This is a genomic window from Stutzerimonas degradans (genome assembly GCF_024448505.1).
GTDB classification, from domain to species: domain Bacteria; phylum Pseudomonadota; class Gammaproteobacteria; order Pseudomonadales; family Pseudomonadaceae; genus Stutzerimonas; species Stutzerimonas degradans.
Genome location: NZ_JAMOHV010000016.1, coordinates 64,547 through 80,669, shown reverse-complemented (window position 1 = coordinate 80,669; position 16,123 = coordinate 64,547). Strand labels below are relative to the sequence as shown.

19 protein-coding genes are annotated in these 16,123 nt (G+C 66.3%); 7 read left to right on the top strand and 12 right to left on the bottom strand.

From position 1 onward, the window contains the following. The first annotated feature begins 40 nt into the window (after positions 1–40). A complete protein-coding gene (locus tag NAV27_RS17450; RefSeq protein WP_008570095.1) occupies positions 41–250 on the top strand; it encodes a cold-shock protein in 210 nt (69 codons plus the stop codon). A gap of 77 nt (positions 251–327) precedes the next feature. Here the strand turns inward: NAV27_RS17450 and NAV27_RS17445 are convergent, their stop codons facing one another. From NAV27_RS17445 to dapE, 3 genes are read right to left on the bottom strand one after another with little or no spacing between them, the layout of a single operon-like run. Then, positions 328–699, bottom strand: coding sequence for a hypothetical protein (locus NAV27_RS17445; protein WP_003289459.1), 372 nt, complete (start codon positions 697–699; stop codon positions 328–330). 38 nt (positions 700–737) lie between these two features. Next, entirely contained in the window at positions 738–1,541 is an 804-nt protein-coding gene (locus NAV27_RS17440; protein ID WP_102829391.1) for a putative RNA methyltransferase, read from the bottom strand. Then, positions 1,535–2,683: a succinyl-diaminopimelate desuccinylase gene (gene dapE, locus NAV27_RS17435; RefSeq protein WP_077683902.1), complete on the bottom strand. Its 1,149-nt coding sequence runs from the start codon at positions 2,681–2,683 to the stop codon at positions 1,535–1,537. The genes NAV27_RS17440 and dapE overlap by 7 nt, the downstream gene beginning before the upstream one ends. Positions 2,684–2,811: 128 nt before the next feature. On the opposite strand from dapE, the gene tcdA reads away from it, so the two are divergent. The 3 genes from tcdA (at position 2,812) to NAV27_RS17420 (ending at position 6,358) form a co-directional block, all read left to right on the top strand. Further along, positions 2,812–3,621 carry a tRNA cyclic N6-threonylcarbamoyladenosine(37) synthase TcdA gene (tcdA, locus tag NAV27_RS17430; RefSeq protein ID WP_102829392.1) on the top strand — a complete coding sequence of 270 codons (810 nt, stop codon included), beginning with the start codon at positions 2,812–2,814 and terminating at the stop codon, positions 3,619–3,621. Positions 3,622–3,817: 196 nt separating this feature from the next. Beyond that, a complete protein-coding gene (locus NAV27_RS17425) occupies positions 3,818–5,146 on the top strand; it encodes an OprO/OprP family phosphate-selective porin (protein WP_008570089.1) in 1,329 nt (442 codons plus the stop codon). An 84-nt stretch (positions 5,147–5,230) separates the two neighbouring features. Beyond that, entirely contained in the window at positions 5,231–6,358 is a 1,128-nt protein-coding gene (locus NAV27_RS17420) for a GNAT family N-acetyltransferase (protein ID WP_102829393.1), read from the top strand. A gap of 40 nt (positions 6,359–6,398) precedes the next feature. On the opposite strand, the gene NAV27_RS17415 is transcribed toward NAV27_RS17420, so the two are convergent. The 3 genes from NAV27_RS17415 to NAV27_RS17405 form a co-directional block, all read right to left on the bottom strand. Next, on the bottom strand, positions 6,399–6,818 hold the full coding sequence (locus NAV27_RS17415; protein WP_003289468.1) for a DUF6306 domain-containing protein: 420 nt from the start codon (positions 6,816–6,818) through the stop codon (positions 6,399–6,401). A gap of 107 nt (positions 6,819–6,925) precedes the next feature. Further along, a complete protein-coding gene (locus NAV27_RS17410; RefSeq protein WP_102829394.1) occupies positions 6,926–7,480 on the bottom strand; it encodes a peptidylprolyl isomerase in 555 nt (184 codons plus the stop codon). 29 nt (positions 7,481–7,509) lie between these two features. Continuing rightward, positions 7,510–8,415, bottom strand: coding sequence for a LysR family transcriptional regulator (locus tag NAV27_RS17405; protein WP_008570087.1), 906 nt, complete (start codon positions 8,413–8,415; stop codon positions 7,510–7,512). Between the two features lie 62 nt (positions 8,416–8,477). Between NAV27_RS17405 and NAV27_RS17400 the strand changes: the two genes are divergently transcribed. Beyond that, positions 8,478–8,798 carry a hypothetical protein gene (locus tag NAV27_RS17400; RefSeq protein WP_054095215.1) on the top strand — a complete coding sequence of 107 codons (321 nt, stop codon included), beginning with the start codon at positions 8,478–8,480 and terminating at the stop codon, positions 8,796–8,798. Positions 8,799–8,812: 14 nt separating this feature from the next. On the opposite strand, the gene NAV27_RS17395 is transcribed toward NAV27_RS17400, so the two are convergent. Then, positions 8,813–9,244, bottom strand: coding sequence for an anti-virulence regulator CigR family protein (locus NAV27_RS17395; RefSeq protein ID WP_102829395.1), 432 nt, complete (start codon positions 9,242–9,244; stop codon positions 8,813–8,815). A 147-nt stretch (positions 9,245–9,391) separates the two neighbouring features. Here NAV27_RS17395 and NAV27_RS17390 point away from each other — a divergent pair, with 147 nt between their 5' ends. Continuing rightward, complete coding sequence (locus NAV27_RS17390) at positions 9,392–10,726, top strand: DEAD/DEAH box helicase (RefSeq protein ID WP_008570083.1); 1,335 nt, start codon at positions 9,392–9,394, stop codon at positions 10,724–10,726. A gap of 16 nt (positions 10,727–10,742) precedes the next feature. Here the strand turns inward: NAV27_RS17390 and NAV27_RS17385 are convergent, their stop codons facing one another. After that, complete coding sequence (locus NAV27_RS17385; RefSeq protein WP_043296672.1) at positions 10,743–11,024, bottom strand: hypothetical protein; 282 nt, start codon at positions 11,022–11,024, stop codon at positions 10,743–10,745. Positions 11,025–11,181: 157 nt separating this feature from the next. On the opposite strand from NAV27_RS17385, the gene NAV27_RS17380 reads away from it, so the two are divergent. Next, a complete protein-coding gene (locus tag NAV27_RS17380) occupies positions 11,182–11,568 on the top strand; it encodes a hypothetical protein (RefSeq protein WP_043296671.1) in 387 nt (128 codons plus the stop codon). A gap of 2 nt (positions 11,569–11,570) precedes the next feature. On the opposite strand, the gene NAV27_RS17375 is transcribed toward NAV27_RS17380, so the two are convergent. The 4 genes from NAV27_RS17375 to NAV27_RS17360 all read right to left on the bottom strand — a co-directional run bounded on the left by NAV27_RS17375 (position 11,571) and on the right by NAV27_RS17360 (position 16,019). Continuing rightward, positions 11,571–13,322: a S8/S53 family peptidase gene (locus tag NAV27_RS17375; RefSeq protein WP_102829396.1), complete on the bottom strand. Its 1,752-nt coding sequence runs from the start codon at positions 13,320–13,322 to the stop codon at positions 11,571–11,573. Positions 13,323–13,324: 2 nt separating this feature from the next. After that, complete coding sequence (gene egtD, locus NAV27_RS17370; protein ID WP_102829397.1) at positions 13,325–14,287, bottom strand: L-histidine N(alpha)-methyltransferase; 963 nt, start codon at positions 14,285–14,287, stop codon at positions 13,325–13,327. Between the two features lie 2 nt (positions 14,288–14,289). After that, positions 14,290–15,585 carry an ergothioneine biosynthesis protein EgtB gene (egtB, locus tag NAV27_RS17365; protein WP_102829398.1) on the bottom strand — a complete coding sequence of 432 codons (1,296 nt, stop codon included), beginning with the start codon at positions 15,583–15,585 and terminating at the stop codon, positions 14,290–14,292. Between the two features lie 128 nt (positions 15,586–15,713). Next, positions 15,714–16,019, bottom strand: a complete 306-nt coding sequence (locus NAV27_RS17360) for a hypothetical protein (RefSeq protein WP_003289481.1) — start codon at positions 16,017–16,019, stop codon at positions 15,714–15,716. Positions 16,020–16,123: the final 104 nt, after the last annotated feature.

Below are 16,123 nucleotides of genomic sequence, written 5' to 3'. Positions count from 1 at the left end.
TCGTCAGAGGAATAACAAAAAGCGAGTTGGAGTGTGGGTAATGGCTGAACGCGAGACCGGAACCGTCAAGTGGTTCAACGATGCAAAAGGCTATGGATTCATTCAGCGGGGTAACGGTGCCGACGTGTTCGTGCATTACCGCGCGATTCGTGGCGACGGCCACCGCTCGCTGGCCGAGGGTCAGCAGGTGGAATTCTCGGTGATCCAGGGCCAGAAGGGCCTGCAGGCCGAGGACGTTGCCGGCGTCTGAGCTTCGCTCGCGCAAACACAAAGCCCGTCTAGATGACGGGCTTTGTGTTTTTCAGGGGTATCGGCGCCAGCCGCGGATCAGCCCGTGCGCCAGACGATTTCTTCTTCGCCGTCGGTACTGACGCGAATCCAGCGGTCAGCTTCTTCGATGGCTTCCTCTTCCTGCCAGCTACCCGGCGCACAGCGAATTTCCACGCCGAGCGCCTGATACGCCGCGCGCGCGCAGGCGAGGTCGTCTTCCCACGGCGTGGCATCGCTTTCCAGCAACAGGCAGTGCCACTTGCCGACCGCCTTGGGCAGCCAGGTCACCGGAATGCCGGCGGCGCTGCACTTGAAGGTCTGGCCTTTCTGCTGCCAGGGCGTGCAGGCGCCGATGGCCTGCTCCAGCCACGCGCCGACAGCCTCCTGGCTGGCGTCCCTGAGGTAGATCTCGATGTCCGGTTGACGCATGTCGGTGGCCTTGTATGGGTCGCTTGTTGGGTCGTAGCTCAGTGGCGCTGGATCAGGTCGTAGCGTATCGCAACCCGCACGCTCAGCGTTGTATCGATCACCGCGGCGCGGCGCTCGGCGCTGGCGCGCCAGCCGTGCGGCGTCATCGCCAGCAGGTCGGCACGCGCCTGTGCATCGCTCAGCTGAAGCTCGTAGCTGAGCGTCTCGCTATGCGCCAGGTGCATGCCGTCCGGGATCAGCGACAGGTGCTTTTCGTCATCGTAGTCGCGCACTTCGTCATACAGCCGTGCGCGCAGTTCCCACAGGTGCTCGCGCGTCGGTCCCATGCGCAGCAGGCAGCCGCCTGGGGCGAGCAGGCGCCGGGCTTCGTTCCAGTCGAGCGGGCTGAATACGCTGGCGGCAAGATCGCAGCTGGCGTCGGCCAGCGGCACGCGCGCCATGCTCGCCACCAGCCACTCGAGCTGCGGCGCCCGCTTGCAGGCGCGCTTGATCGCTTCGCGGGAAATATCCAGTGCATAGCCTTCGGCCTGCGGCAGCGCCGCGGCGAGCTGGGCGGTGTAGTAGCCCTCGCCGCAGCCGATGTCCAGCCAGCGCCGCGGTGCGCGTTCGGCCGCGAGTTCGGCCAGACGCCGGGCCAGCGGCGCGTAGTGGCCGCCGTCGAGGAAGCGTCGGCGCGCCTCGACCATCGCCTGGTTGTCGCCCGGATCGCGGCTGTTCTTGTGTTGCACCGGCAGCAGATTCAGATAGCCCTGGCGCGCACGGTCGAAACGGTGATTGGCCGGACAGGCGACGCCATTTTCGACCGCACTCAGCGGCGCCTGGCAGATCGGGCAGATCAGCATGCGAGCAGGTTCACCAGGGTCTGGTAGTAGATTTCGGTCAGCAGATCGAGGTCGCTGGCGAGGATGTGCTCGTCGACCTGATGAATCGTCGCATTGACCGGTCCCAGCTCGACCACCTGGGTGCCGAGGGTGGCGATGAAGCGCCCGTCCGAGGTGCCGCCGCTGGTGGACGGCGTGGTCTCGCGGCCGGTGACGCTGCGGATCGCCTTGGCCACGCCGTCGAGCAGCGCGCCCGGTTCGGTGAGGAAGGGCAGGCCCGACAGCGCCCAGTCGATGCTCCAGTCCAGGCCGTGCTTGTCGAGAATGGCAGCGGTGCGCTGCTGCAGCTGCTCGACGGTGGATTCGGTGGAGAAACGGAAGTTGAACACCGCTTCCAGCGTGCCGGGGATGACATTGGTCGCGCCGGTGCCGGCGTTGAGGTTGGAAATCTGGAAGCTGGTCGGTGGGAAGAACGCGTTGCCATCGTCCCAGTGCTCGGCGGCGAGTTCCGCGAGCGCCGGCGCGGCCAGGTGGATCGGGTTCTTCGCCAGGTGCGGATAGGCGACATGGCCCTGCTGGCCGCGCACGGTCAGCGTGCCGCCGAGCGAGCCGCGGCGGCCGTTCTTCACCACATCGCCGACCAGCGCGGTGCTCGACGGCTCGCCGACGATGCACCAGTCCAGCCGCTGGCCGCGCTCGCGCAGGCGTTCGACCACCGCCTTGGTGCCGTGGTGCGCCGGGCCTTCCTCGTCGCTGGTGATGAGAAAGGCGATCTGCCCCTGGTGCTGCGGATAGTCAGCGGTGAAGCGCTCCACCGCGACGATCATCGCCGCCAGGCTGCCCTTCATGTCCGCGGCGCCGCGCCCGTGGAGCATGCCCGCTTCGTCGATGCGCGCGCTGAACGGCGGATTCTGCCAGGCCTGCAGCGGGCCGGTCGGCACCACGTCGGTGTGGCCGGCGAAGCACAGCACCGGGCCTTCGTTGCCACGAATCGCCCAGAAATTCTCCACGTCCTCGATGTGCATCGGCTCTATGGCGAAGCCGCAGGCCGCCAGACGCTGGCTCATCAGCTGCTGACAGCCTTCGTCCAACGGCGTGACGGACGGACGATTGATCAGCTCGCAGGCGAGTTCGAGCGTCGGGGAGAGGGCGGGGGCGGTCATCACGGCTCCGGTACGGCGGGGAAAGGGCGCCATATTAAAGCAAAGCCGTGGCGGCGGTGACGCTCGGCTGCGGTGGTTGTGGCGCGGCGAGGTCTTATAATCGGCGGGTCTTTTTCCGGGGAGTCGGCATGTCTATCGATGAACAGCGTTTCGGCGGCATCGCCCGCTTGTATGGCCGCATCGGTCTCGAGCGGCTGGCGGCTGCTCACGTCGCGGTGATCGGCATCGGTGGAGTCGGCTCCTGGGTGGCCGAGGCGCTGGCGCGCAGCGGTGTCGGCGAGATCAGCCTGTTCGATCTGGACGACGTCTGCATCACCAACACCAACCGGCAGATCCAGGCCGTCGAGGGGGCCGTGGGCAAGCCCAAGGTGGACGAAATGGCTGCGCGCATTCATGCCATCAATCCGTCTTGCCGCGTGCATGCGGTGGCGGACTTCGTCACCCGCGAGACGATGGCCGAGTACATCACCGAAAACCTGGATTGCGTCATCGACTGCATCGACAGCGTGCCGGCCAAGGCGGCGCTGATCGCCTGGTGCAAGCGGCGCAAGATCCAGATCGTCGCCACCGGTGGTGCGGGCGGGCAGGTGGACCCGACGCAGATCCAGGTCGCCGACCTGAACAAGACCTTCAACGACCCGCTGGCGGCCAAGGTGCGCGCCCTGCTGCGTCGCGAATACAACTTCTCGCGCACGCCGGGACGCAGCTACAGCGTGCCCTGCGTGTTCTCCACCGAGCAGCTGCGTTACCCCAAGCGCGATGGCGGCGTGTGCCAGAGCAAGAGCTTCGTTGGCGAAGGCGTCAAGCTCGACTGTGCCGGTGGTTTCGGTGCGGTGATGATGGTCACCGCCAGCTTCGGTATGGCGGCGGCGGCCAAGGCAATCGACAAGCTGGTGGCCGGCGCACGGCGGCCGGCCGAGCGAAAGTCTGCGGACTGATGGCGCCGCTGCGGCGCCTCAAGAGGGCTGCCGACCCTGCCGGGATGCTCTGGAATGCGCCTCGCAGGAAAGTTCCGGTGTCATAAAACCTTTATCTAACAGCCACTTGGCTGCAATAAGTCGTCGCCAAGATTCCCCCCAACACAAAGAGCCCATCTCGTGTGTTTCCGACGCTAAACATAAAGGGGAATTTTGGATGATCCGTAAGCACTTCGCCGGTTTCGCCGCCAGCGCTCTGGCTCTGGCCGTTTCCGCCCAGGCTTTCGCCGGTACCGTCACCACCGATGGCGCCGATATCGTTATCAAGACCAAGGGTGGCCTGGAAGTAGCCACAGCGGACAAGGAATTCAGCTTCAAGCTCGGCGGTCGCCTGCAGGCCGACTACAGCCAGTTCGACGGCTTCTACACCGAAGATGGCGGCAGTCAGGATGCCTCCTATTTCCGCCGTGCGTTCATCGAAGTTTCGGGCGTCGCCTACAAGGACTGGAAATACCTGCTCAGCTATGACCTGGCGCACAACGCCGGCAGCAGCGACGACGGTTACTTCGACGAAGCGTCGATCACCTACACCGGCTTCAAGCCGGTCGAAATCCGCTTCGGCCGCTTCGACCCCATCTTCGGTCTGGAGAAGGCCACCAGCTCCAAGTGGGTCACCGCGCCGGAGCGCAACTCGGTTTATGACCTGATGGAGTGGGTCAACGGTCACCAGAACGGCATGGGTATCGAAGTGGCCGCCACTGCTGGCGACTCGCTGTTCGGTGCCGCAACCCTGAGTGCCAAGGACAACGGCGATGACAACGGCCAGAGCACCAAGCAGCTCAACCTGCGCGGTGTCTTCGCCCCGCTGCACGAAGCCGGCAACGTCCTGCATCTGGGTCTGAACTTCGCCCAGCGCAACGCCGACGACGATGGCTACGATGCACGCTTCCGCAGCCGCATGGGCATGCGCGGTGTGGATACCGAAGGCGGCACCGAAGCCAACAGCGGCAACCGTGGCGCGTTCGGTGGCTACAACAACTCCGATGCCGGCGATTGGGACAAGGACACCGCCTGGGGTGCTGAACTGGCCTGGGCAACCGGCCCGCTGTCCCTGCAGGGCGAGTACATGAAGCGCACCCTGGAAGCCGATAACGCGGCAGAAGACATCGAAGCCGATGGTTTCTACGTACAGGCTGCCTACACCCTGACCGGCGAGGCCCGCGGCTATAAGCTCGGCAAGTTCGACGCGATCAAGCCGGAGAACAAGCAGATCGGCGCATGGGAAGTGTTCTACCGCTATGACGATTTCAGCGTTGAAGACGACAACGGCGTCGGCGCCGTGGCCGGTGTGGTCGATTACGGCACCGGTCTGCGCGATGTCGGCGAAGTCGACGGCAAGACGCACAACCTGGGCGTCAACTGGTACGTCAACGAAGCGGTGAAGCTGAGCGCCACCTACGTGAAGGCCAAGACCGATGGCATCACCAACTACGAAGGCGACGACGACGGCGACGGCTTCGTGATCCGCGGCCAGTACGTGTTCTAAACATCACTTCATCCGTGATGCTCCCTTGAGCCCCGCCCCAGGCGGGGCTTTTTTTCGTCTGCGCGACGGGCCAGACTGCCCGGCATGCCTATCCAGACCCTTTCCCGACTCGCCGACCTCAACCCAGCCAGCTGGGACGCCTTGCTGCCCTCGGCGCAGCCATTCGTGCGCCATGCCTTCCTCTCGGCGCTGGAGGATAGCGGCAGCGTCGGTGCCGGTACCGGCTGGCAGCCGGAGCATCGGCTGCTGCGCGATGCGCGTGGCGAACTGCTGGCAGCGCTGCCGCTGTACCGCAAGCGCCATTCCTACGGCGAATACGTGTTCGACTGGGCCTGGGCCGATGCCTGTCAGCGTGCCGGCATCGCCTACTATCCCAAGCTGCTCTGCGCGGTGCCCTTCAGCCCGGTGCATGGCGCGCGCCTGCTGGGTGATCTGTCGGCGCACGGCGCGATGCTCGACGAACTGACGGAAACACTGCCCGGCCTGGGCATTTCCGGGCTGCATCTGAACTTCACCGATGCGGCGGCCGATGCGGTGCTGAGCGGACGCGCCGGCTGGCTGGAGCGGATCGGCTGCCAGTTTCACTGGCACAACCGGGGTTATCGCGATTTCCAGGATTTCCTCGACGCGCTCGCCTCGCGCAAACGCAAGCAGCTGCGCAAGGAGCGTGAGCAGGTGGCGCTTCAGGGCGTCGAATTCGACTGGCTGGGCGGCGACCAGCTCAGCGAGGCGCAGTGGGATTTCGTCTACGCGTGTTACGCCAACACCTACCAGGTGCGCGGGCAGGCGCCGTACCTGACACGGACATTCTTCAGCCTGCTGGCCGAACGCATGCCGCAGGCCATTCGCGTGGTGCTGGCGCGCCAGCATGGGCGGCCGGTCGCGATGGCCTTCAGTCTCACCGATGGCGAGGTGTTATACGGCCGTTACTGGGGCTGTCTGGGGGAGTTCGATCGGCTGCATTTCGAGACCTGTTTCTACCAGGGCATCGAGCAGGCGATTGCGGCCGGCTGGCAGCGTTTCGATGCCGGCGCGCAGGGCGAGCACAAGCTGATTCGCGGCTTCGAGCCGCTGATCACGCGTTCCTGGCATTATCTGGCGCATCCCGGCTTGCGTGCCGCGGTGGCCGAATTCCTCACTCAGGAACGCGCGGGTGTACAGGCCTATGCCGAGGCGGCGCGCCAGGCGTTGCCGTATCGGCAGGCTGACTGACGGCGCCCAGAAGGCACGCAGCGATACGCGCGACGAAAAATCAGTGTGACGCGGCGCTGTTCTCTTCGTGAATACGCAGCATCTGCTCCAGTTCGCTACGCAGCAGCGGGTCGTCGCAGCCGGGCAGGTATTCACGCAGCTTGCGGATCACCCACTGCTGGCCGCGATCGACGAAGGGCAGGCGCTCGTCCAGCGATTCGATTGCCATCGCCTTGCCGTAGAAGGCGCCGGTGTCCCGGTTCGGCTCCAGACCCAGGTGCTTGAGGCAATTGAGCAGCAGCTTGCAACTGTCGATCTCGCCCTGGCGAATCTGCTCCAGCAGCTCGCGCTGCTGCGGATCGGTGGCTTGTTGCAGCGACTCCCCGGCGACCTTGGCACCGGCACGCTCGGCGCTGAGCAGGTCCTGCAGCAGCTGGGCCTGGCCTTCGGGGGTATTGAGGGGGCTTTGTGGGGCACTCATTACGCGATCTCCTGTAGCAGAGCATTGCGCGGATGGGCGCAGCGGCTCGGCCGCCGCGTCGTTGCCGCAAGCGAGATGACCGGCGGCGAGGCCGGTCATCGGAGGGGTCAGAGCTTCTTGGCGCTGACGATCTTCACCGGGGTCAGCGGCACGTTCTGCATCATGCTGCGATTGCCGGTCGGTACCTGGGCGATCTGATCGACCACGTCCATGCCACGCACCACCTTGCCGAACACGGCATAGCCGAAATCGCGCGCGCCGTTGTCGAGGAAGTCATTGTCGCGGTGGTTGATGAAGAACTGGCTGGTCGCCGAGTTGACGTTCTGCGTACGCGCCATCGCGATGGTGCCACGCACGTTGTGCAGGCCGTTGTCGGCCTCGTTCTTGATCGGCTCGCGGGTAGGCTTCTGGTTCAGCCCGTCGCCGAAGCCGCCGCCCTGGATCATGAAGCCCGGGATCACACGGTGGAATACCGTGTCGTCGTAGAAACCGCTTTCCACGTAGCCGAGGAAGTTCTCGACGCTGATGGGCGCTTTCTCGGCGTCGAGTTCCAGCTCGATTTCACCCAGGCTCGTGGTGAGTAGGACGTGCGGATTGTCGGCGGCCAGCAGCTGGCCGGCGAGCAGCATGGAACAGGCGGCGAGGGCGAGGCGTTTGAGCATGGTGGTTTTCCTGATGGTGGCAATGACGGTCAGCCGCTGACGGCGGATTGCTCGCCATCGTACGTCCTGAACAGCTCGATGAGAATCCGTGTGGCGGGGCCGAGCGGCTTGTCGGGGTTGGTGTAGAGATAGAACAGCGGACGGCGGATGCCGCCCTGAATCAGCGGCAACGGCACCAGCACACCCTCGGCCAGCTCGCGCAGGATCATGTGCCGCGGCAACCAGGCGAAGCCCAGGCCGCTGCTGACAAACGCCACGGAGGTCGCCAGGCTGCCGACCGTCCAGCGCTGCTCGGCGCCCAGCCAGCCACTGTCGCGCGGCTGGCGTGCGCCGGTGTCGCGCACCACCACCTGCATCTGGCTCTGCAGATCCTGCACACTGAGTTTGCGGCCCAGTTGATGCAGCGGGTGTTGGGCGTGCGCTACGGCAATGAACTCGACGGTGCTCAGTTCCGCGCCCAGGTAGCCGGTGATATCGAGCGCGCTGATCGCCAGATCGGCGGAGCCGTCCTTGAGCACGTCCTCGACGCCGGACAGCACTTCCTCGCGCAGACGCACCCGGCAGCCGCGGCTCTTGGGCATGAATTCGGTGAGCGTGTGGATCAGCTTGGCGTTGGGATAGGCGGCGTCAACCACCAGCCGTACCTCGGCCTCCCAGCCCTGCTCCATGTGGTGGGCGAGTTCTTCCAGCTGACTGGCCTGGGTCACCAGTTGTCGCGAGCGACGCAGCAGCACTTCGCCGGCTTCGGTGAGCGCTGCCTTGCGGCCTTCGATGCGCAGCAGAGGCACGCCGAGCTGTTCCTGCATGCGCGCGACGGTATAGCTGACGGACGATTGCGAACGGTGCAGCACTTCCGCCGCCTGGGCAAAGCCGCCGTGGTCGATCACCGCCTGCAGGGTGCGCCATTGCTCCAGTGTCACGCGAGGCCCTTTCATTCCCTGGTCTTCCTGTGCCGTAGGTCTGTTACGCTGGCCGCCCCCTGTTGGAGACAGCCGAAATGAAACGACGTTGCTACCTGTTGCTGGCCTGGCTGCCGCTCACCGCGCTGGCGGCGACCTATCCGGTCGACCTCGATCAGCAGCTCAACGGGGCCGAGGTCATGGCCTCCGCCGAAACCATCGACCGCGACATGGCCGGCCTGCAGCTGCATAACCACGGGCAGACCGTCGCGCGCTGCACCGTGGTGTTCCGCAATGGGCCGGAGGCGCCGCGAACCCGCCGCACCGAGATCCAGCCCGGCGAGCAGAAGATCCTGACCGCCAAGTTCAAGCGCGAGATTCTCCGCCTGCGCATCCAGCTCACCTGCGAGCCGCGCTGAGCGGCGCCGCTGCCTCAGTCGAAGACGTTGTCCAGAATCTCGTAGACGATGCCGGTGGCGATGGCGACCAGCACCACATCACGGCCGACCTGACGCCACTCGTAGCCCGGGTAGTAAGGCATGTGGCTCAGCAGGCGGCCGTCCATCTTCCTGGCGATGCCCGGTGGCAGCGGCTTGCCGCGCGCCAGGTTCTTCTCGATGCCCGGCGGCAGAGCACCGACCGGCGCCAGCAGATCCCGGTGGCTGCGCAGGGTGATGCGTACATCGCCGAGATCGACCGAGGGGCCGTGGCGGCGATAGTCCTGATCATAACGCGGCGCATGATTGTTGCCCTTTTCGCCCCGGCCTGGTTTGCCGTCGTGCGGCGGCTGAGCCTGGACCGCCGGGATTGCACCGAGCAGGGCGGTCAGAGCGACCGCAACGCCGATACGCGTGTGCTTGAGCATGTTCGGTCCTCATGGAATTAAGCCGTGTGCTCAGCTTAGCGTCAGTTGCGCTTGCAGAATATGCCGCCGTTACGTAATCGCGCCTTTGCCAGGCAGACGGGTTAACCTATGCCACCGTTTTTATCCGACTTTTCCGAGGTAGCACCCTTGTTCGACCAATTCGCCCTGCACGAACGCCTGCTCAAGGCAGTCGCCGAACTCAAATTCGTCGAGCCGACCGCCGTGCAGGTCGCCGCCATCCCCCCGGCGCTGGAGGGCAAGGACCTGCGCGTGACGGCGCAGACCGGCAGTGGCAAGACCGCTGCCTTCGTGCTGCCGATGCTCAACCGGCTGATCGGCGATGCACAGCCGCGCGTCGATGTGCGGGCGCTGATCCTGCTGCCGACGCGTGAACTGGCGCAGCAGACGCTGAAGGAAGTCGAGCGCTTTTCGCAGTTCACCTTCATCAAGTCCGGGCTGATCACCGGCGGCGAGGATTTCAAGGTGCAGGCCGCCATGCTGCGCAAGGTGCCGGACGTGCTGATCGGTACGCCCGGACGGCTGATCGAGCACCTGAATGCCGGCACGCTGATCCTCAAGGACGTGGAAATCCTCATCCTCGACGAAGCCGATCGCATGCTGGACATGGGCTTCGCCGAAGACGTGCAGCGATTGGTCGGCGAGTGCGCCAAGCGCCAGCAGACCCTGCTGTTCTCCGCCACCAGCGGCGGTGCGAGCCTGCGCGAGATGGCCGCGCAAGTACTGCGCGAGCCGCTGCACCTGCAGCTCAACCGTGTCAGCGAGCTGAACGAGGGCACGCGTCAGCAGATCATCACCGCCGACGACATTGCGCATAAAGAAAAGCTGGTGCATTGGCTACTGGCCAACGAGACCTACCAGAAGGCCGTGGTGTTCACCAACACCCGCGCCCAGGCCGACCGCCTCTACGGGCACCTGGTTGCCGCCGGCACCAAGGTCTTCGTACTGCACGGAGAGAAGGACCAGAAGGAGCGCAAGCTCGCCATCGAGCGCCTCAAGCAGGGCGGCGTCAAGGTGCTGGTCGCCACCGATGTGGCGGCGCGCGGGCTGGATATCGAAGGCATGGACCTGGTCATCAACTTCGACATGCCGCGCTCCGGCGACGAGTACGTCCACCGCATCGGCCGTACCGGGCGGGCCGGCGGCGAAGGTCTGGCCATCTCGCTGATCTGCCACAACGACTGGAACCTGATGTCCAGCATCGAGCGCTACCTCAAGCAGCGTTTCGAGCGCCGGGTGATCAAGGGGCTCAAAGGCACCTATCAAGGGCCGAAGAACCTCAAGGCCTCGGGCAAGGCCGCCGGCAGCAAGAAAAAGAAGCTCGAGAAGAAGAAAGGCAGCGCCGACAAAAAGGCCAAGCCGGCCGCCAAGCGGCCGAAGAACTCGCCGCGTCCGGCGCCGTCGCCGGTGGTCAGCCAGGACGGGCTGGCGCCGCTCAAGCGCAAGAAGCCGGCTGCGGAGTGACAGCCGGCGATCGTGCTCACTCCTTGGTCTGCACCTTCGATTCCGCCTGCTCGATCTGCTGCAGGCGCTTGTCGTAGGCCTGGCATTCGTCGCCCAGTTGGTCGGCGGTGCGCTTGGCCTGCATCTCGCGGATTTCCTCGTTGATCTCCTTGGCGCGCTGCGGGTCGCTGCGCGCCAGCTGGTTGACGCGCTCGGCCAGCTGCTCGGCTTTGGCTGTGACCTCATCCGGTGTGCAGGTGGCGTAGGCGCCCGGGCTGGCGAGCAGGGCGACGGCGAGTGGAACGATCAGATGGCGCATGGCGGTTCTCCTCGGTTCGGCGTTCTGCAACGGTGGATCGCCACGTACACGCTTTAGTTCAGCGCCTGGCGCGCGGCGAACCCTCGTCGCGCCGACTAGTCCCAACTGCAGGCGCCTCGTTTTCCGCGGGGCGATGACCAGCCACGGGAGACGAGCCATGAGCTACAACTGGGACCTGCTGCTGCGCCTGCTGCACGAAGTCCGGCAGTCCGCCAACGACAGCTTCAAGCCGCGCCGCTACGCCGAGGACTACGCCGCCGAGCTGGAGAGCGCCGGGCGGCCGCTGCCCAACCTCGACAGCCTGCGCGCCGAGGCGGCGGACTACGAGCGTCTGCTGTTCGAGGGCGGCTTCATCGCCTCGCGGCCCGAGGAGGCTGGTGGCAACGGCGAAAACTTCGTGCTGACCGAACGCGGCTCGCGCCTGCTGGCGATTCTCGAAGGCCAGGAGCCGGGCAGCGATACGCTGCGCCAGCGCCTCAGCGAACAGGGCGAGGGTGCGCTGGTGCCCGAGCTGTTCGACCGTCTGGCCGCCGGCGGCCAATAACCTCAGCGACGGTGCCGCAGGCTGTCGGCGGCGAGCTCCAGTGCCTTGCGCATGTCCAGCCGGGCCGAGCGACCGACGTCGCGGTTGTCCAGCTGGTAGTTGCGCTCGGACGGCAGGATCGGTGCGGTCAGGTCGTCCGCTTCGGCGGCCTCGAAGTCCGCGCCGATGGTCATCGCGCTGCGGCGTAACAGCTCGCGCAACTGCTCGGGTTGCAGGCGCGGGTTGATCGACAGCATGGCCGCCACCGCGCCGGCCACCAGCGGCGTGGCGTAGGAGGTGCCGCAATGCACCTCGCCCGGCTCGCCGTCGTACGTCGCGGCGCGAATGCAGGCGGCGGCGGTGATGTCGACGCGCATGTCGACATTGGACGACTGGCGTTTTTCCACCGAGCGCGGGTCCTCGACCGGCAGGCCGCGTCGCTTGCTGAGCTGATGGCCGCCGACCACCAGCAGCTGCTCGGTGATGAACGAGGAGGGCAGGCGGTAATCGTCGTGCCCGGAGCGGGCCGAGCCGTTGCCCGCCGAATTGATGACCACCACGTCAGGATGCTCGCGGCGCAGCCAGAGGAAGAACTCCTCCAGCAATTCCTCGTAACCGCTCATGGCGATACCCGAGCGCAGCAATGAGTCCACCGGCTCGCCTTCGACGTTCAGCGTGCCGATGCGATGGATGCCCCAGCTCCAGTTGAGAATGCGCGCGCCGTCCTGCACCAGATTCACCGAGGCGGCGATGTTGGCGGTGATGCCGGCGTCGGAGTTGCGCTCGACGATCACCTCGAAGCCGGGCCCGGCTTCATCCAGCGCACTGAGATAACCGCTGTCGTGCGTCTTGCCACGCGCCGCGAGAATGCCGGCGACGCTGCTGCCATGGCCGTCGGGCTGGCGGGCGTCACGGGCGTAGAGGCAGGTGCGGCCCGCCGTCGGGTCGCACGGTTGCAGGTAATCGGCGAAGCCCGGCGCATCGAAATCCACGTTGCGCTCGATCACGCCGATGCGGATCGGCTCGCCTTCGCCGGGTGTCGCACGCGGCGGAAGATGCCGGCGATAGAAGTCCACCGCATCGAGGAAACGGTTGGCCGCCCACTCGGGGTTCTGTCGGCGCGCGCGGCCCGGCTCCGCTTCGCCGCTCTCGGCGCCGGATTCCTCGATCACCACGGCATCGACGCCGACCTCGCTGCCCAGGCGCAGCAGCATGGCATCGCGCTCGGTCAGATTCGTCACCGGCAGACGCAGCTGGTAGGTGTTGAGCGGCGCGATGGCGCCGACGACCTTCGCGCCGTACTTCTCCGCCAAGCGTTGCGCGGTGGCGAGCCCGTCCAGGTCTTCCTCGATGATCAGGCTCGCCAGATCGACGTAGGTGGTCAGCCCGTCCATGTTCTCGGCGACTTCCTCGTTGCTGGCAGCGAGCACCTGGCTGCGCCCGCGCGACAGCCACACCGGATTGCTGCGCCGACCCTCGCGTTCCAGCCATAGCGGCGCGCTGGGCTGCCCGGCCGGAAGGGTCAGGCGCAGGCGCGCACCCTCGTGTTCGAGCTGCTCGGCGCGCAGCGGCTGGCCGGCGAGCAGCACCCGCACATCCTCGTCGAGCGGGCCGCTGGCCTGCAGACACCAGCTCGACGGGCCTTCGGCAAGCAGATCGCCGCAGCGCTGCAACTGGGTGATGCGCAGCTCCGGCTGCGCGGCGGGCAGCGTCGCGCTGGCGCAGACGCCAAGCAGACCGAGGCAGAGGCCGCGGAGGCGGGGCGCGGACCGCATGTTCACCGGCGCTGCAGGTAGTGCACGCTGAACAGCTCGCGCGGGTCGGTCCACTGCGCGCGGCAGTCGAAGCCGGCGCCATCGGCCAGCGCAGCGAAGGAGTGCAGCGTGTATTTGTAGGAGTTTTCCGTATGCAGGCTTTCGCCGGCGTCGAAATGGAAGCACCGGCCCTCGACGGTCACATCCTGCGCCTGGCGGCTGACCAGATGCATCTCGATGCGCGACTCGGCCTCGTTGAAGAAGGCGTGGTGGGCGAAGCGCGACGGGTCGATATCGCTGTCCAGCTCATTGCCGATGCGCTGCAGCAGATTCAGATTGAAGGCAGCGGTGACTTGCGCGCGGTCGTTGTAGGCCGCTTCCAGCACCGCGCGCGGCTTGACCAGATCGACGCCGATGAGCAGTCCGCCACCGACCGGCAGCACGTCATGCAGATGGCGCAGCAAGGCCGCGGCTTCCTCCGGGGTGAAGTTGCCGATGCTCGAGCCGGGAAAGAACACCAGCGGATGCTCGCTGGCAAAGTCCTCGGGTAGCGCCAGTTCGTGGGAGAAATCGGTGCAGGCGGCGTGCACCTCCAGCCACGGGTAATCGGCGGCGAGGCGCTGAGTGCTGCTGCGCAGGAAGTCCTCGCTGATGTCGATGCCCAGATAACTGGCCGGATGCAGCGCTTCGAGCAGCAGGCGCACCTTGCGGCTGGCGCCGCTGCCCAGCTCGATCAGATCGCTGCGCGGACCGGCGATCTCGCGGATATCGCCCGCCGCGTCGGCCAGGATGCGCTCCTCGGTACGGGTGAGGTAGTACTCCGGCTGCTGGCAGATCTGCTCGAACAGCTCGGAGCCGCGCCGATCGTAGAAGAACTTGGGCGACACCTGTTTCGGCGTGGCGGCGAACCCGCGCAGGGTTTCCTCGCGCAGCGAGGCCGCATGCGGTTGTTGCAGTCGGTCATGGAAATGAATGGCCAGCGCCATCTTCAGAGCCCCCTGGCCAGGCGCAGCCCGGCGAACTGCCAGCGCATCGCCGGCTGGAAGAAATTGCGGTAGGTGATCCGCAGGTGCGATTGCGGCGTCGCGCAGCAGCCGCCACGCAACACCATCTGGCCGGACATGAACTTGCCGTTGTACTCGCCGAGGCTGCCGGGCAGCGGGCGAAAGCCCGGATAGGGCAGGTAGGCGCTGGCCGTCCATTCCCAGACGTCACCGAACAGCTGCTGCGGGCCGTCATGGCTGCTGGATGCAGCGACCGGCTGCAGGTGGTCGCTCTCGAGAAAGTTGCCCGTCAGCGGCTGGTCGGCCGCAGCGACTTCCCACTCCGCCTCGCTCGGCAGCCGGGCGCCGGCCCAGCGGGCATAGGCGTCGGCCTCGTAATAGCTGACATGGCAGACCGGCGCGTGCGGGTCCAGCGGGCGCAGGCCGCCGAGGGTCATCTCCAGCCAGGCGTCCTCGGCGCGCAGCCAGTACAGCGGCGCGTGCCAGCCGGCCTGCTGGATCAGGTCCCAGCCATCGGATAGCCACAGTTCCGGGCGCGCATAGCCGCCGTCGGCGATAAATGACAGGTACTCGGCGTTGCTCACCGGCCGTTCGGCGAGCTGGAAGTCCTCGACGAACTGGCGATGCCGTGGCGTTTCGCAATCGAAGGCGAAGCCGCCGCCGGCGTGGCCGATGTGCTGCACGCCGCCGGCATGCTCGTGCCAGCGCGGCCGTTGCGGCGGGGTGCTGGGTGGCGGTTGCAGGTCGTCGCGATAGACCGGGTGCAGCGGGTTCTGCGCGAGGATGTGCTTGATGTCCATCAGCAGCAGCTCCTGGTGCTGCTGCTCGTGCTGCAGGCCGAGTTCGACGCGCCGGGCGATCTCGCCGGCCTGCGCGGGCGGCAGGGCAATCAGCAGCTCGCCCATCGCCTGGTCGACATGCCGACGGTAGCGGTAGATCTCGTCCACGCCCGGGCGCGACAGCACGCCGCGCAAGGCGCGCGGAAATGGCGTGCCGTGGGTCTGGTAGTAGGAGTTGAACAGGTAGTCGTAGGCGTCGTTCAGGCGCCGATAGCCGGGCAGGTAGGGCAGCAGCAGGAAGGTCTCGAAGAACCAGCTGACATGCGCCAGATGCCATTTCGGCGGGCTGACGGCAGGCATGCTCTGGATCACGTAATCCTCGACCTGCAGCGGCGCGCAGAGTGCCTCGCTGGTGGCGCGCACCTGCCGGTAGCGGTCGAGCAGACCGCCTGGCTGCGGCGCTGCCGGATGCGCCCGCGCCGGTCCTGCCAGATTGATCATGAGCGTTCCCCCTGCCGTTCGAGCGGTCGCGGCCGCCTCCAGATAGCGACTCGAAGCGCAGCGCAAAAGTTCGCGCGCAGGCCGCCCCGTTTGAGAAAAGCAGCAGATCGCCCGTTGCGAAAGCCGGGTCAGTAGTTCGGCGTGGTTTCCGGGATGGCGCTGTCATCGGTGATGAAGGGCATTGTCCAGGGCTCCAGCGTGCAGCCCTTGGCGAGCAGTTCCTGGCGGGTCTGCTCGATCACCTGCGCCATGCGTAGCGGATCGGCGTAGTCGCGCACCTGCGCCACGCGCGCCAGCTCCGCGCCGCTGCCACTCATCACGGTGAAGCCGAAGCTGTCGTCAGCGGGGTTGGCGCTGGTCACACAGCCGCAGGGCAGGAAGGCTTCGGCGGCCAGTTGCATGGCGTTGTCGAGGCTGAGCGGGGTGGTGGTCATGGCGGGCTCCGTGGCGTGGCGATGTCAGAAGGTTGACCGCCATATCGCGATGCCGTTTCCGCGCCGCCGACCGGCTGTCGCTTGTGCCGCATCCTGTGCGGCAG

What these genes read in the sequence shown, in the direction of transcription:
- NAV27_RS17450 (WP_008570095.1), top strand. Translation starts at nt 41, where the DNA reads ATGGCTGAACGCGAGACCGGAACCGTCAAGTGGTTCAACGATGCAAAA.
- NAV27_RS17445 (WP_003289459.1), bottom strand. Translation starts at nt 699, where the DNA reads ATGCGTCAACCGGACATCGAGATCTACCTCAGGGACGCCAGCCAGGAG.
- NAV27_RS17440 (WP_102829391.1), bottom strand. Translation starts at nt 1,541, where the DNA reads ATGCTGATCTGCCCGATCTGCCAGGCGCCGCTGAGTGCGGTCGAAAAT.
- dapE (WP_077683902.1), bottom strand. Translation starts at nt 2,683, where the DNA reads ATGACCGCCCCCGCCCTCTCCCCGACGCTCGAACTCGCCTGCGAGCTG.
- tcdA (WP_102829392.1), top strand. Translation starts at nt 2,812, where the DNA reads ATGTCTATCGATGAACAGCGTTTCGGCGGCATCGCCCGCTTGTATGGC.
- NAV27_RS17425 (WP_008570089.1), top strand. Translation starts at nt 3,818, where the DNA reads ATGATCCGTAAGCACTTCGCCGGTTTCGCCGCCAGCGCTCTGGCTCTG.
- NAV27_RS17420 (WP_102829393.1), top strand. Translation starts at nt 5,231, where the DNA reads ATGCCTATCCAGACCCTTTCCCGACTCGCCGACCTCAACCCAGCCAGC.
- NAV27_RS17415 (WP_003289468.1), bottom strand. Translation starts at nt 6,818, where the DNA reads ATGAGTGCCCCACAAAGCCCCCTCAATACCCCCGAAGGCCAGGCCCAG.
- NAV27_RS17410 (WP_102829394.1), bottom strand. Translation starts at nt 7,480, where the DNA reads ATGCTCAAACGCCTCGCCCTCGCCGCCTGTTCCATGCTGCTCGCCGGC.
- NAV27_RS17405 (WP_008570087.1), bottom strand. Translation starts at nt 8,415, where the DNA reads ATGAAAGGGCCTCGCGTGACACTGGAGCAATGGCGCACCCTGCAGGCG.
- NAV27_RS17400 (WP_054095215.1), top strand. Translation starts at nt 8,478, where the DNA reads ATGAAACGACGTTGCTACCTGTTGCTGGCCTGGCTGCCGCTCACCGCG.
- NAV27_RS17395 (WP_102829395.1), bottom strand. Translation starts at nt 9,244, where the DNA reads ATGCTCAAGCACACGCGTATCGGCGTTGCGGTCGCTCTGACCGCCCTG.
- NAV27_RS17385 (WP_043296672.1), bottom strand. Translation starts at nt 11,024, where the DNA reads ATGCGCCATCTGATCGTTCCACTCGCCGTCGCCCTGCTCGCCAGCCCG.
- NAV27_RS17380 (WP_043296671.1), top strand. Translation starts at nt 11,182, where the DNA reads ATGAGCTACAACTGGGACCTGCTGCTGCGCCTGCTGCACGAAGTCCGG.
- NAV27_RS17375 (WP_102829396.1), bottom strand. Translation starts at nt 13,322, where the DNA reads ATGCGGTCCGCGCCCCGCCTCCGCGGCCTCTGCCTCGGTCTGCTTGGC.
- egtD (WP_102829397.1), bottom strand. Translation starts at nt 14,287, where the DNA reads ATGGCGCTGGCCATTCATTTCCATGACCGACTGCAACAACCGCATGCG.
- egtB (WP_102829398.1), bottom strand. Translation starts at nt 15,585, where the DNA reads ATGATCAATCTGGCAGGACCGGCGCGGGCGCATCCGGCAGCGCCGCAG.
- NAV27_RS17360 (WP_003289481.1), bottom strand. Translation starts at nt 16,019, where the DNA reads ATGACCACCACCCCGCTCAGCCTCGACAACGCCATGCAACTGGCCGCC.